We start from the raw sequence: 14,396 nt of genomic DNA on the forward strand, positions 1-14,396 counted from the left end.
ACACCCGTTCCCATACCGAACACGGAAGTTAAGCTTCTCAGCGCCGATGGTAGTTGGGACGAAAGTCCCTGTGAGAGTAGGACGCTGCCAGGCAATTATAAAAGGCAACCTGAAACGGTTGCCTTTTTTGTGCATAAATGGCAAAGTGCCGGTAAACAAAATACGGGTGCTATAAAAAACCATTTTAACCCCCAAAAAACAGTCCTGAGACCAACTCGTGTAAAGATAGATCTATGCAAGACCCTATTCCATATTTTTAAGTGTTTGCAGGATAAAATGAAAGATAACTTTGCAGACAAAGATAGAGTCCTTTAATCCCACTCCCTACAATTTCCCCAATAAAAACCAAATATCCTTCGTTTCCACGTTTCCCAACTGCGAAATTTGGAGAAAATCTAATAGTAGTGAATCGTTGCATCTCAAGGTAAAATTGATTATAATCATAGTCAAAGATAGTCAAAGTCAGATGATGACAGGGGGGTGAAATGATGCGGAACATCTCCGATATTATCGAGAACTACTTGAAGCAAGTATTGGAATTGAGTGATGAGGACCTTGTTGAAATCAAACGCAGCGAGATAGCCGATAAGTTTCAGTGTGTCCCTTCTCAAATAAATTATGTTATCAATACCCGTTTTACAATCGAAAGAGGCTATCTTGTCGAAAGTAAACGGGGTGGCGGAGGCTATATTCGCATTATGAAGGTGCAGTCCCATAGCTCCGCTCAATTGATTGAGCATCTGCAATCGCTTTTCCATAACCGGATTAGCCAGGCAAGTGCCGAAGATGTGATTATGCGTCTCGTGCAAGAGGAAGTCATTACTAAGCGGGAAGCAAAAATCATGCTCAGTGTGATAGACCGCTCCGTTTTATATATTGACCTTCCCTATCGAGATGAATTAAGAGCCAGAATGTTAAAAGCAATGCTAACCTCATTAAAATACAACTAAATTTAGCTGCCGAAGAGGTGAAAGTATGAACTGTCAGGAGTGTAACCAACGGCCTGCTGCTGTTCATTTTACAAAAATCGTGAATGGTGAAAAAACCGAAGTGCATCTATGTGAAAAATGCGCCCAGGAGAAGGGTGAAATGTTTATGTTTAGCGGAGGATCTGGCTTTTCCTTCAATGACCTATTAGCTGGACTATTAAACATAGACCCTACTTTTCATAAGCAGGACCAGAGCCCTTTCCAGCAGGAAGAAATACTTCAGTGCCCGCACTGTTCGATGACCTTCCCGCAATTTTTAAAGATTGGCAGGTTCGGTTGTGCCCATTGCTACGAAACCTTCCAAGACCAATTAAAGCCGGTGTTGAGACGGCTGCATGGAGGGAATTGGACACACAGCGGGAAAATTCCTAAACGGATTGGTGGGGGAATTTCCTTAAGAAAACAAATCGAAGAATTAAAAAGTGCATTACGGGAGTCTATTATGCAGGAGGAATTTGAAAAAGCAGCAAAAATTCGCGATGAAATCCGCGATTTGGAAAGAAAGCTGACAGCCGGCCAGCAAGAGGGAGGAAAATGACATGTCGCTCGAGCGTTTTTTAAGTCAAGCAGTGAGCTCATGGATGAGCATGGAGGGACCTGACTCCGATATTGTCTTAAGCTCCCGAATCCGTCTGGCACGAAATTTTGAGAATTATTCGTTTCCAACCGTCTTTTCACATGAAGAAGCAAAACAAATTATTCAAGATATCGAGAATCTTTTACTGCAATCTCCCTTTGGAAAATTTGGGCAGATGGAATTGCTGAAAGTCGATTGTTTGCAGCCGCTCCAAAAGCGTGTGCTGGTTGAAAAACATTTAATCAGTCCTCTATTATCGGATGATGCCCCGCATGGTGCGGTTTTATTATCCGAAAATGAGGAAGTTAGTATAATGATTAATGAAGAGGATCATATCCGCATCCAATGTTTGTTTCCTGGATTGCAATTGGAAGAAGCTTTAAGTGCAGCAAATGAAATTGATGATTGGCTGGAGCATCATGTCCATTATGCCTTCGATGAGAAGTACGGCTACCTGACAAGCTGCCCAACCAATGTAGGGACAGGACTCCGCGCATCATTGATGATGCATTTGCCTGGATTGGTCCTGACGCAGCAAATCAATCGGATCATCCCGGCGATTAACCAGTTAGGATTCGTCGTCAGAGGAATTTATGGTGAGGGAAGTGAAGCGCTGGGGAACATTTTTCAAATTTCCAATCAGATTACTCTTGGAAAGTCAGAAGAGGACATTTGTCGTGATTTAATGGGGGTTGTCAGCCAGATTATTTCACAAGAAAGGTCAGCGCGGGAAGCATTACGGAAAAGTTCGAACATACAATTGGAAGATAGGGTTTTCCGTTCGTTAGGTGTTTTAACCCATAGCCGGATCATTGAATCCAAAGAAGCCGCCAAATGCCTATCCGATGTAAGGCTAGGAATCGATATGGGCTATATTCATAATATGTCTAAAACCATTCTGAATGAACTGATGATATTAACCCAGCCGGGATTTCTTCAACAGTATGCCGGGGGTCCATTAAGACCATATGAAAGGGATATCAGACGGGCTGCATTAATCCGGGAAAGAATTCAAATGGAAACAGAAAAAAGTTAAGGAGTGAGTGATATGATGTTTGGCCGTTTTACTGAAAGAGCACAGAAAGTCTTGGCATTAGCCCAGGAAGAGGCCATTCGCCTTGGCCATAATAATATTGGAACTGAACACATCCTGCTAGGACTAACCCGCGAAGGGGAAGGAATTGCTGCCAAAGCGCTTTATGGACTCGGTCTCGGATCCGATAAGATCCAAAAAGAAGTAGAAAACCTAATTGGCAAAGGCCAAGAATCATCCCAGATTATTCACTACACCCCGAGAGCTAAAAAAGTAATTGAATTATCAATGGACGAAGCACGCAAACTTGGTCATTCGTATGTTGGCACCGAGCATATTCTCCTTGGTCTAATCCGTGAGGGAGAAGGTGTGGCTGCCAGGGTGTTGAATAACTTGGGTGTCAGCTTAAATAAAGCACGCCAGCAAGTGCTTCAACTGTTGGGAAGCAATGAATCGGGCGGCCACCAAGGTGGTGCGTCAGCTAATGCCAATACCCCAACACTAGACAGTTTGGCAAGAGATTTAACGGCAATTGCACGAGAAGGCAGCCTTGACCCTGTTATTGGCCGCAGCAAAGAAATCCAGCGTGTGATTGAGGTTCTAAGCCGCCGCACGAAGAACAATCCGGTCTTAATCGGCGAGCCTGGTGTCGGGAAAACAGCTATCGCAGAGGGCCTCGCCCAGCAGATTGTAAACAATGAAGTGCCGGAAATCCTTCGCGATAAACGCGTTATGACTTTGGATATGGGCACGGTGGTTGCCGGAACGAAATATCGCGGTGAATTTGAAGACCGTTTGAAAAAGGTCATGGATGAAATCCGCCAAGCTGGAAATATCATTCTGTTCATTGATGAGCTTCATACATTAATTGGCGCCGGTGGGGCAGAAGGCGCAATCGATGCTTCAAATATCCTAAAACCGTCCCTTGCCCGTGGTGAATTACAATGCATTGGTGCCACGACACTTGACGAATACCGCAAATACATTGAAAAAGATGCCGCATTGGAACGGCGTTTTCAGCCGATTCGCGTTGATGAGCCAACAGCGGAAGAATCAGTTCAAATCCTGCAGGGGTTGCGTGACCGCTATGAAGCACACCATCGTGTTTCAATTACCGATGAAGCAATTGACGCCGCCGTCAAACTATCGGACCGTTATATCTCGGACCGATTCTTGCCGGATAAAGCCATTGACCTAATTGATGAGGCCGGTTCCAAAGTACGGCTTCGCTCATATACGACACCGCCTAATTTAAAAGAACTTGAAGTGAAGCTCGAGGAAGTCCGTAAAGAAAAAGACGCCGCTGTCCAAAGCCAGGAATTCGAAAAAGCAGCGTCTTTAAGGGATTCGGAACAGCGCCTGCGCGAGCAGCTGGAAGAAACGAAGAAAAGCTGGAAAGAAAAGCAGGGCAAAGAGAACAATCAAGTGACGGTAGAAGATATCGCGGCGGTTGTCTCCAGCTGGACAGGAATACCGGTCTCCAGGCTTGCCCAAACGGAAACGGAAAAATTGTTGAACCTGGAAGAAATTTTACACTCCCGTCTCATCGGGCAAGAGGAAGCCGTTAAAGCAGTTTCCAAAGCTGTGAGAAGAGCGCGTGCGGGATTGAAGGATCCAAAACGTCCGATTGGTTCATTTATCTTCCTTGGCCCGACAGGTGTCGGTAAAACGGAATTGGCACGTGCGCTTGCTGAAGCGATGTTCGGTGATGAGGATGCCATGATTCGGATTGATATGTCTGAATACATGGAGAAACATTCCACTTCCCGACTGGTTGGTTCGCCTCCAGGCTATGTAGGCTATGAAGAGGGCGGACAGTTAACGGAAAAAGTGCGCAGGAAGCCATACTCGGTCATCCTGCTGGATGAAATCGAAAAAGCGCATCCGGATGTCTTTAACATTTTACTTCAGGTCCTTGAGGATGGCCGTCTAACGGATTCCAAAGGAAGGACTGTGGATTTCCGTAATACGGTATTGATTATGACGTCGAACGTTGGGGCCGACACCTTAAAACGGAATAAATATGTGGGCTTCAATATTCAGGATACGGCGGCACAGGACTATAAGGACATGAAAGGCAAAGTCATGGAAGAACTGAAAAAAGCCTTCCGCCCTGAATTCCTTAACCGGATTGACGAGATTATTGTCTTCCATGCATTAGAGAAGAAACATTTAGAAGAAATTGTTACTTTGCTATCTGACCAGCTGGTCAAACGGTTAAAAGAGCAAAATATCTATATCGAATTGACTCCGGCAGCCAAGAGTAAAATTTCCGAGGAAGGCTACGACCCGGAATATGGCGCAAGGCCATTAAGACGCTCAATTCAAAAGAATGTGGAAGACATGCTTTCTGAAGAACTGCTTAAAGGTACATTGCTAACGGGCCAGCAAGCGGTTATCGATGTCGAAAACGGCGAGTTTGTCGTTAAAACTGCTGAAAAAACAGGCGTCTCCAGTTAATTCGGTTGAAGGGGGCTGAATCTAATCAGCCTGCAGCCATCAACCTGCTCGAGGTACACGTGAATAAAATTATATCCGTGTACCTCTTTTTTATTTATCTAAAAATGGAAAACCCGTTAAGAAAGGAATACAGACCTATGGTCAAACGAAAAACAAAGTTTGTCTGCCAGGAATGCGGCTATGAATCGCCAAAATGGATGGGAAAATGCCCTGGCTGCGGACAGTGGAATAAAATGACTGAAGAAGTGGAGGCAGCCGGTCCTGCACGAAGAGGGGCATTCGCCCACTCGCAAGGCGGCTCAGGCTTAGTCTCCAAACCAACTCCCATTACCCGCATCGAATCGGTAAGTGAGCCGAGGATTTTAACCGACTTGACAGAATTAAATCGGGTTTTAGGCGGCGGGGTGGTGAAAGGGTCATTAGTATTAATTGGGGGCGACCCTGGAATCGGCAAGTCCACGCTGCTGTTGCAAGTATCCTCTCAATTAGCCAATAAAGGCCATCAAGTTTTATATATATCCGGAGAAGAATCATTGCGGCAAACAAAGCTGCGGGCGGAGCGGCTCCAGATTGCCTCAGAAAATCTTTTGGTATATGCGGAAACCAACTTGGAAGAAATCAACCTCACCATTGAGCGGACGAACCCGAGTTTTGTCATTATCGACTCCATCCAAACCGTATTCCATCCGGATGTGACATCCGCACCTGGAAGTGTGTCACAAGTACGGGAATGTACTGCTGAGTTAATGAGAATTGGCAAGACCAAGGGGATTGCTATTTTCATTGTCGGGCATGTGACTAAAGAAGGCTCGATTGCCGGCCCAAGGCTGCTTGAGCATATGGTGGATACTGTCCTCTATTTTGAAGGGGAGCGCCACCATACGTACCGGATTTTACGGGCGGTTAAGAACCGGTTTGGGTCCACCAATGAAATGGGTATTTTCGAAATGAAGGAAATCGGTTTGGAGGAAGTTGAGAATCCTTCCGAAATTTTCTTAGAAGAACGTTCGCGGGGTGCAGCGGGCTCTACGGTTGTTGCCTCCATGGAAGGTACACGGCCCGTGTTGGTAGAAATCCAGGCTCTGATTTCACCAACAGCCTTTGGAAATCCAAGGCGAATGGCAACAGGGATTGACCATAACCGCGTGCCGCTGTTAATGGCTGTCCTTGAAAAACGGGTGGGAATGCTCCTTGCCAACCAGGATGCCTACTTGAAAGTTGCCGGCGGCGTAAAATTGGATGAACCGGCTATAGATTTGGCGATAGCGGTTAGTATTGCTTCTAGTTTCCAGGATAGTCCCACGAGACCAACAGACTGTATCATTGGGGAAGTCGGCCTAACAGGCGAAGTAAGGCGGGTATCAAGAATTGACCAGCGTGTGCAGGAAGCCGCAAAAATGGGCTTTGAACGGGTGATTCTTCCTGCCAATAACTTAGGCGGCTGGAAAGGACCGGAAGGGATTCAATTAATCGGAGTTTCCTCCGTTAGGGAGGCACTTCAAGCGGCATTAGGGGGATGATCGATGGAACATAAACGGGAACAATCCATCAATGACATTTTACAATTAGTGGCGCCAGGAACACCGATTCGTGAGGGGTTGGACAATGTCCTCCGTGCTAATACAGGAGGACTTATTGTAATAGGGTATAACGAGAAAGTAAAAAGTATAGTCGACGGCGGGTTTGCAATTAATTGTTCCTTTTCACCAAGCTTTTTATATGAGTTGGCCAAGATGGACGGGGCCATTATTTTAAATGAGACAGGAAATAAGATCCTCATAGCCAATGCCCAGCTGGCACCGGATCCTGAAGTACCATCCTCCGAAACAGGCATGCGCCACCGCACGGCGGAAAGAACCGCCAAACAAACCAAAGCCTTGGTGATTGCCATATCTCAACGGAGAAATGTCATCACCATATACCAAGGGAATATCCGCTATGCCCTAAAGGACATTGCAGTAATCCTGACAAAAGCCAATCAAGCCATCCAAACACTGGAGAAATATAAGGCCGTTGTCGAACAAAGCATCACCAACCTGAGTGTGCTGGAATTTGAGGAATCTGTCACCTACAATGATTTTCTGTTGGTTCTGCACCGATTTGAGATGGTGTTAAAAATTAAAAATGAATTGCTTGCCTTCCTTTACGAGCTGGGCACTGAGGGACGGCTGATCCGGCTGCAAATGAATGAGATATTGATAGAGCTGGAAAATGAAATCAAACTGATCATCAAAGATTACGCCTATAATCGGGAAATCACTCCGGACGAGGCATTACAGCGAATGCAGGTCTTAGCGCAGAATGGGGCTCTCGAGGATACGTCACTGCTTAAATTACTGGGCTATCTGGGTTACGTCCACCTTGAGGAAGTTAAATATCCGCGCGGTTACCGCATCCTAAACAAAATTCCAAGACTGCCACAAGTAATCATTGAAAATCTTATTAATCGTTTTGACCACTTGGCCAATGTCCTGTCGGCAACGGTTGAAGAATTGGATGATGTGGAGGGGATTGGCGAAGTCCGGGCCAAGAAAATCAGAGAAGGGTTCAAATTGATAAAAGAGCGGCTTTATACCGACCGCCATTTGTAGCCGAGTCATTATTTGGATAAAAGTTTCCAATTATTTGACAGTCTGTTTTATTCAATGCTACCCTATGGGAAGTAAAGATTGTCCTCTAAGCGGATATTTCAAAATGATTACATTTTGAAAAAATAATCGCCAAATCAAGGTTTCATTTTGACGAATATGTTTATAATGAGTAGAGGAGGTGAAGGAATGTTAAGACGAATTGTGCAGGCTTGCTTCCTCATAATGGGTGGTACGCTTGGAATCTTGTTATTGCCGGAACTGTTCAATTTACTTCATATTAATGACATTCCAATCGTCAATAATTCATATGTCACTGCTATTTTGGGTGCTATTATTTTTTATTTTATAACCTTTTGGGCAGTAGATTACGTGTTTAATTTTATTAAATGGACGGAGGACTCGTTAGTGAAAGTCCCCGTTACCGATGTCCTGTTCGGCAGTGTCGGTTTGATATTTGGACTACTGGTTGCCTTTTTAATCGGATTTGCCCTTAATGCGGTTAAAGTCCCCGTTTTGAATGCGGTTGCCCCGATTTTACTGACACTACTATTTGGTTACCTTGGCTTCCAGGTCGGATTTAAAAAGCGCGATGAACTGCTTGGATTGTTTGGCAAAGGAAGCGGCAAGAAAAAATCAGCTGAAGAGGAACCTGAAAAGGCGGATCGTGAAACACTGAAAATATTGGATACTAGTGTGATTATTGATGGCCGTGTTGCGGATATCTGCCAGACTGGATTTTTAGAAGGGACCATCGTGATTCCCCGATTCGTTCTAGAGGAGCTTCAGCATATTGCGGACTCTTCCGATGTATTGAAACGCAATCGCGGCAGAAGGGGTTTGGATATCCTTAACCGGATTCAAAAAGAACTTGCCATCAAAGTGGAAATTTACGAAGGTGATTTTGACGAAATACAAGAGGTTGATTCGAAACTAGTCAAGCTGGCGAAATTGACAAACGGCGCCCTCGTCACCAATGATTTTAATTTAAATAAGGTTTCTGAATTGCAAAATGTCCAAGTTTTAAATATCAATGACTTGGCGAATGCCGTCAAGCCAGTCGTTCTTCCAGGTGAGGAATTAACTGTGCACGTGATTAAGGACGGTAAAGAATATCATCAAGGCGTTGCTTACCTGGATGACGGAACCATGATTGTAGTAGAAGAGGGAAGAGAGTATATCGGTAAACGCATCGAAGTTTTGGTCACAAGCGTGCTGCAAACGTCTGCAGGCAGAATGATATTTGCCAAACCGAAATTACTGGAAAAAGCATTATAGCTAGACAAGATGAATAGAGGTATTTTTATGACTTACCAAGTCATTATCCCGGCTGCCGGCCAGGGAAAAAGAATGGGAGCGGGAAAAAACAAGCTGTTGCTTGCATTGAATGGAGTACCAATCCTCATTCACACGTTAAAGGTTTTTGAAGAGGACGAATTCTGTGAGGGAATGATTTTGGCCATCCACCCACAGGATGAAGAGGAATTCACACGGTTACTGAGTGAATACCAAATTAACAAGGTCATTCGTCTAGTATCGGGCGGCAAGGAACGCCAGTACAGCATTTATAATGGGCTAAAAACCATCAATTCTGACGGGGTAATCCTTGTCCACGATGCCGCCAGGCCCTTTATCACCACAAAACAGATTCATCGGTTGGTTGAAACAGCGGAACAAAAGGGTGCTGCCATTATTGGAGTCCCCGCAAAAGACACGATGAAAAAAGTTCAAGATGGGTTAGTGGCAGAAACTGTCGAACGTTCAAGCTTGTGGGCTGTTCATACCCCGCAAGCTTTTCGTGTTTCGCTTTTGCTAGAAGCTTACGAACAAGCAGAAAAGGATTGTTTTTTAGGGACAGATGATTCCAGTCTTGTCGAGCGAACAGGACACACCGTGGCCATGGTGGAAGGCGATTATGACAATATTAAAATCACAACCCCGGAAGATCTATACTTTGCGGAAGCGATACTAGAAAAGCGGAAGCGCCTTGTTTAGGGGCGGTAAGCATTAGACGAGCCTTCTTGACGGATTGGCTGGAGACTCAAGAGCCCCTAAGCAATGGTGCTACCCAATTTGTGAGAATTTATTTTGGTTTGATGAAGAAAAGACAAAAGGAGTTTTGCTGATGTTTCGTATTGGACAGGGCTTTGATGTCCATCAATTAACGGAAGGCCGCCCGCTCATCATTGGCGGTATTACGATTCCATATGAAAAAGGACTTCTCGGTCACTCCGATGCCGACGTCCTGTTACATACAGTTGCTGATGCCTGTCTCGGTGCGATTGGAGAAGGGGATATCGGCAAGCATTTTCCCGATACCGATCCGGCGTTTAAGGATGCCGATTCTGCCAAATTAATGGAGCATGTGTGGCAGCTGGTCAAATCAAAAGGCTACCAACTGGTCAATGCCGATTGCACCATTATTGCCCAAAAGCCCAAAATGGCTCCCTATATTGAGCAAATGAAACAACGGATTGCGGAACTGCTCGAGGCGTCACCTGAACAAATTAATGTCAAGGCCACGACAACCGAAAAGCTTGGCTTTACTGGCAGGGGCGAGGGAATTGCTTCGCAGGCCGTCGTTTTATTAACAAAATCATCATAAGTAACCAAATTTGCCCGGACTTAGGACTTTCTTGCGAAAACCTATAGTGGTAAAATAATTCGGGATGTAAAAAAGCAAAGTGGAGGCATTAAAATGTCAAACGAAATTCGTGTACGGTACGCCCCAAGTCCAACAGGACATTTACATATCGGAAACGCCCGGACCGCCCTATTTAATTATTTATTTGCCCGCAGTCAAGGCGGAAAGTTTATTATCCGGATTGAAGATACGGATACAAAACGCAATATTGAGGGCGGCGAGCAAAGCCAGCTCAAATATTTAAAATGGCTGGGCATGGATTGGGATGAAAGTGTCGATGTCGGCGGTGAGTACGGCCCTTACCGGCAATCCGAAAGAAATGATATTTATCAAACCTATACCAATCAGTTGATGGAAAAGGGATTAGCCTATAAATGCTATTGTACGGAAGAGGAATTGGAAGAAGAACGGGAAGCCCAGATGGCAAAAGGGGAAACCCCGCACTATTCCGGCCAATGCCGTCATTTGACCGCTGAAGACCGGGAACGTCTGGAAAAAGAAGGCCGCAAGCCAAGCATTCGGTTTGTCGTCTCCCAAGACCAGACCTATACCTTCGATGATATTGTTAAAGGCCACGTTTCCTTCGAATCGGAAGGAATGGGAGACTGGGTCATTGTCAAAAAGGACGGAATGCCAACTTATAACTATGCGGTTGTCATCGATGACCATCTGATGGAAATCTCTCATGTCCTTCGGGGGGACGACCATATCTCCAATACGCCGAAGCAGTTAATGATTTATCAAGCGTTTGGCTGGGAGCCGCCCATTTTTGGCCATATGACGTTGATTGTCAATGAAAGCCGCAAAAAGCTGAGCAAACGGGATGAATCCATCATCCAATTTATTGAACAATACGAAGAACTGGGGTATTTACCGGAAGCATTGTTCAACTTTATCGCATTGCTCGGCTGGTCACCTGCTGGAGAAGAAGAAATCTTCTCAAGGGAAGAATTCATTAAAAACTTTGATGCGAGCCGACTGTCTAAATCGCCGGCTTTGTTCGATAAACAAAAGCTGGAATGGATGAACAACCAATACGTGAAAAAAGTAGAGGTTGACCGCGTTCTCGAATTGGCATTGCCGCATTTAATCAAGGCAGGCCGTTTAAGTGAAACAATGACGGCTGAGGATAGGGAATGGGCCCGCAAATTAATTTCGCTGCTTCAAGAAAAAATGAGCTATGGAGCGGAAATTATCGGTCTTTCGGATTTGTTCTTCCAGGAAGAGGCCGAATATGAACCGGAAGCGAAAGAGGTTTTAGCGGGAGAAACGGTACCCGAAGTGTTAAAGGCCTTTTCCCAAGAGCTGGACCACCTGGAATCTTTCCAACCTGAAGGCATTAAAGCGGCGATGAAGGCCGTACAGAAGTCAACCGGCCAAAAAGGAAAGAATTTATTTATGCCGATTCGTGCAGCCGTAACAGGCCAAACCCATGGACCGGACCTTCCAGAAACAATCGAACTTTTAGGCAAAAAAACAGTGCAAAATCGAATTCAGAAATTTATTAGTTAACAATAGCTAGAAAATGTAATATGATAAGTGATATAAAAATATGAGTTACAGCGTAGAAGAGGAAAAGTAGGAAAATGAAGCCTTAAAGAGAGAACCATCATCGGCTGAAAGTGGTTTAGGCCTCTCGTTTTTTGAAATGCGCCTCTGAGCCCCATATCGAAAGAACAATGGATTTAGTAGATATGGGCGGAGATTTCCGTTATCAAACAGAGTGAGACTGGTCAGCTGGATCACATTTTCCCTTTTTGAAAATGGTGGCAGCAATGAGTCTAATCAGAGTGGAACCACGCAAAATGCGTCTCTGTCGTCATGACAGGGACGTTTTTTTATACTATCAGTATTTAAAATCTTGTCTTTGAGAATTGTCCAGCTCCAGCACCCTAGCGCCTAGTGTCCTTCGCTCTCCGCTCTAGGATAAGTCAACATCGATTCGCCTCCGGCTCATCGTGTTTCCTTTATCTCAGTTGGAGAGCTCTAGGCCAAACGGCGCTGACCAGGGTGCTTGCGCTTTTCTTATTACAAAGGGGAACAGGGGGGATATCACATGTTTAAGCTAATGAAGGAAGATATTGAAGTTGTTTTTGAACAGGACCCGGCAGCTAGAACGAAGCTGGAGGTCGTCTTAACTTATTCAGGATTACATGCGATATGGGCACACCGAGTCGCTCACGCCCTTTATAAACGGAAATTTTTTTTCCTGGCACGGGTCATTTCGCAAGCAAGCCGTTTTTTTACGGGAATTGAAATACACCCAGGCGCCAAAATAGGAAGGAGATTCTTTATTGACCACGGGATGGGCGTGGTCATAGGGGAAACATGTGAAATTGGGGATAATGTCACCGTTTATCAAGGGGTCACACTTGGGGGAACCGGCAAGGAAAAAGGCAAACGCCATCCGACGGTAAAGGATAATGTCTTGATAGCCACAGGAGCTAAGGTACTTGGATCCATTACCATAGGGGAAAACTCAAAAATCGGCGGGGGCTCTGTTGTTTTAAAAGAAGTGCCGCCAAACTCCACCGTAGTGGGAATCCCCGGCAGGGTTGTAATTCAGGATGGAAAACGGATTAATAATGACTTAAACCATAACAACCTCCCTGACCCGATTGCCGACAGGATCAACCAAATGCAAAATGAACTGAACGAATTGAGAATAGAACTGGAAAAATGCAAGGAAGAAGGGAAAAAAGTCAATGAGCATTCAACTTTATAATACACTTACCCGACAGAAGGAACAGTTTGTCCCGCTGGAAGAGGGGAAAGTGAAGATGTATGTATGCGGTCCGACGGTTTATAACTACATTCATATCGGCAATGCTCGACCAGCCATTGTGTTTGATACGGTCCGACGCTATCTGGAGTACCGCGGCTATGACGTTAAGTATGTGTCTAACTTTACCGACGTCGATGATAAGCTGATCCGTGCCGCAAACCAGTTGGGTGAGGACGTTCCAACCATCGCCAACCGGTTTATCGGGGCCTATTTTGAAGATGTGACCGCCTTGGGCTGCCGGCATGCAGATATCCATCCACGAGTTATGGAAAATATGGATATTATCATTGAATTTATCCGCCAACTCGTGGAAAAGGGGTATGCCTATGAATCCGAGGGGGACGTGTATTTCCATACCCGCAGCTTTGATGAATACGGCAAGTTGTCGCATCAATCGATTGATGAGCTGCGAGTAGGTGCGAGAATTGAAGTCGGCGACAAGAAACAGGATGACTTGGACTTCGCCCTGTGGAAAGCAGCCAAGGAAGGGGAAATCTACTGGGAGAGCCCATGGGGACCTGGAAGACCGGGCTGGCATATCGAATGCTCCGCGATGGCAAAGAAATACTTGGGCGACACGATTGATATTCATGCTGGCGGGCAGGATTTAACGTTCCCGCACCACGAAAATGAGATTGCCCAATCGGAGGCCTTGACCGGGAAAACATTCGCACGATATTGGATGCATAATGGTTATATTAATATTGATAACGAAAAAATGTCCAAATCACTTGGAAACTTTGTGCTCGTTCACGATATTATCAAACAGCACGATCCACAGGTACTCCGGTTGTTTATGCTATCGGTCCATTACCGCAATCCGATTAACTATAGCCAAGAGCTGCTAGAGAGCACCAAAGCGGCTTTTGAACGGCTGGAGACTTCCTATCAAAACTTGAAACACCGGAGAGGGGCTAGCACCAACTTAACCGACAATAATCAAGAGTGGCTGGATAAAATCGCTGCATTGCAAAATGAATTTATCGAAGCCATGGATGATGACTTTAACACTGCCAAGGCCATCTCCGTACTATTTGACCTGTCGAAACTGGCGAACTATTATCTTTTGGAAAAGAATACGGCGGTGGAAGTGATTGACCGTTTCACCGGCCAATTCGAAGAGCTTTTTGCCGTATTAGGATTAAAACTAGAAAAAGAAGAAATGCTGGATGAGGAAATTGATGCGTTGATTGAGAAGCGGAACCAAGCGCGAAAAGACCGCAATTTCCAACTTTCTGACCAAATCCGAAACCAATTAAAGGACATGAATATTATCTTAGAAGACACACCGCAAGGTACAAGATGGAAAAGAGGCTAATG

12 protein-coding genes, 1 rRNA gene and 1 other annotated feature are annotated in these 14,396 nt (G+C 45.2%); all 13 genes read left to right on the forward strand.

Translation table 11 applies throughout. The annotated features are described in order from the left end of the window. Positions 1-93, forward strand: a 5S ribosomal RNA gene (gene rrf, locus ACY8D0_RS21205); the annotation flags it as partial. Positions 94-488: 395 nt separating this feature from the next. Then, complete coding sequence (locus ACY8D0_RS21210) at positions 489-950, forward strand: CtsR family transcriptional regulator (protein ID WP_462413146.1); 462 nt, start codon at positions 489-491, stop codon at positions 948-950. Between the two features lie 25 nt (positions 951-975). Then, positions 976-1,527, forward strand: coding sequence for a protein-arginine kinase activator protein McsA (locus ACY8D0_RS21215; protein ID WP_462412531.1), 552 nt, complete (start codon positions 976-978; stop codon positions 1,525-1,527). A gap of 1 nt (position 1,528) precedes the next feature. Beyond that, a complete protein-coding gene (locus ACY8D0_RS21220) occupies positions 1,529-2,602 on the forward strand; it encodes a protein-arginine kinase McsB (RefSeq protein ID WP_462412532.1) in 1,074 nt (357 codons plus the stop codon). 12 nt (positions 2,603-2,614) lie between these two features. Next, positions 2,615-5,059, forward strand: coding sequence for an ATP-dependent protease ATP-binding subunit ClpC (gene clpC, locus ACY8D0_RS21225; protein WP_462412533.1), 2,445 nt, complete (start codon positions 2,615-2,617; stop codon positions 5,057-5,059). 137 nt (positions 5,060-5,196) lie between these two features. Continuing rightward, a complete protein-coding gene (gene radA / locus ACY8D0_RS21230; protein WP_462412534.1) occupies positions 5,197-6,579 on the forward strand; it encodes a DNA repair protein RadA in 1,383 nt (460 codons plus the stop codon). Positions 6,580-6,582: 3 nt separating this feature from the next. Continuing rightward, entirely contained in the window at positions 6,583-7,650 is a 1,068-nt protein-coding gene (gene disA, locus ACY8D0_RS21235) for a DNA integrity scanning diadenylate cyclase DisA (RefSeq protein WP_462412535.1), read from the forward strand. Between the two features lie 186 nt (positions 7,651-7,836). Beyond that, positions 7,837-8,925 carry a PIN/TRAM domain-containing protein gene (locus ACY8D0_RS21240; protein WP_462412536.1) on the forward strand — a complete coding sequence of 363 codons (1,089 nt, stop codon included), beginning with the start codon at positions 7,837-7,839 and terminating at the stop codon, positions 8,923-8,925. Between the two features lie 27 nt (positions 8,926-8,952). Then, positions 8,953-9,642: a 2-C-methyl-D-erythritol 4-phosphate cytidylyltransferase gene (ispD, locus tag ACY8D0_RS21245; protein ID WP_462412537.1), complete on the forward strand. Its 690-nt coding sequence runs from the start codon at positions 8,953-8,955 to the stop codon at positions 9,640-9,642. Positions 9,643-9,772: 130 nt separating this feature from the next. Next, on the forward strand, positions 9,773-10,252 hold the full coding sequence (gene ispF, locus ACY8D0_RS21250) for a 2-C-methyl-D-erythritol 2,4-cyclodiphosphate synthase (protein ID WP_462412538.1): 480 nt from the start codon (positions 9,773-9,775) through the stop codon (positions 10,250-10,252). A gap of 93 nt (positions 10,253-10,345) precedes the next feature. Continuing rightward, positions 10,346-11,803 (forward strand): glutamate--tRNA ligase, encoded by a 1,458-nt coding sequence (gltX, locus tag ACY8D0_RS21255; protein WP_462412539.1) that lies wholly within the window; start codon positions 10,346-10,348, stop codon positions 11,801-11,803. A 44-nt stretch (positions 11,804-11,847) separates the two neighbouring features. Beyond that, positions 11,848-12,109, forward strand: a binding site (T-box leader). A 238-nt stretch (positions 12,110-12,347) separates the two neighbouring features. Beyond that, entirely contained in the window at positions 12,348-13,016 is a 669-nt protein-coding gene (gene cysE / locus ACY8D0_RS21260) for a serine O-acetyltransferase (RefSeq protein WP_462412540.1), read from the forward strand. Beyond that, positions 12,997-14,394 carry a cysteine--tRNA ligase gene (cysS, locus tag ACY8D0_RS21265; protein WP_462412541.1) on the forward strand — a complete coding sequence of 466 codons (1,398 nt, stop codon included), beginning with the start codon at positions 12,997-12,999 and terminating at the stop codon, positions 14,392-14,394. The genes cysE and cysS overlap by 20 nt, the downstream gene beginning before the upstream one ends. Positions 14,395-14,396: the final 2 nt, after the last annotated feature.

The organism is Neobacillus camarae, from assembly GCF_054950115.1.

Excerpts from the sequence above, each read along its gene's own strand:
- ACY8D0_RS21210 (WP_462413146.1), top strand. The coding sequence starts at position 489 with ATGCGGAACATCTCCGATATTATCGAGAACTACTTGAAGCAAGTATTG.
- ACY8D0_RS21215 (WP_462412531.1), top strand. The coding sequence starts at position 976 with ATGAACTGTCAGGAGTGTAACCAACGGCCTGCTGCTGTTCATTTTACA.
- ACY8D0_RS21220 (WP_462412532.1), top strand. The coding sequence starts at position 1,529 with ATGTCGCTCGAGCGTTTTTTAAGTCAAGCAGTGAGCTCATGGATGAGC.
- clpC (WP_462412533.1), top strand. The coding sequence starts at position 2,615 with ATGATGTTTGGCCGTTTTACTGAAAGAGCACAGAAAGTCTTGGCATTA.
- radA (WP_462412534.1), top strand. The coding sequence starts at position 5,197 with ATGGTCAAACGAAAAACAAAGTTTGTCTGCCAGGAATGCGGCTATGAA.
- disA (WP_462412535.1), top strand. The coding sequence starts at position 6,583 with ATGGAACATAAACGGGAACAATCCATCAATGACATTTTACAATTAGTG.
- ACY8D0_RS21240 (WP_462412536.1), top strand. The coding sequence starts at position 7,837 with ATGTTAAGACGAATTGTGCAGGCTTGCTTCCTCATAATGGGTGGTACG.
- ispD (WP_462412537.1), top strand. The coding sequence starts at position 8,953 with ATGACTTACCAAGTCATTATCCCGGCTGCCGGCCAGGGAAAAAGAATG.
- ispF (WP_462412538.1), top strand. The coding sequence starts at position 9,773 with ATGTTTCGTATTGGACAGGGCTTTGATGTCCATCAATTAACGGAAGGC.
- gltX (WP_462412539.1), top strand. The coding sequence starts at position 10,346 with ATGTCAAACGAAATTCGTGTACGGTACGCCCCAAGTCCAACAGGACAT.
- cysE (WP_462412540.1), top strand. The coding sequence starts at position 12,348 with ATGTTTAAGCTAATGAAGGAAGATATTGAAGTTGTTTTTGAACAGGAC.
- cysS (WP_462412541.1), top strand. The coding sequence starts at position 12,997 with ATGAGCATTCAACTTTATAATACACTTACCCGACAGAAGGAACAGTTT.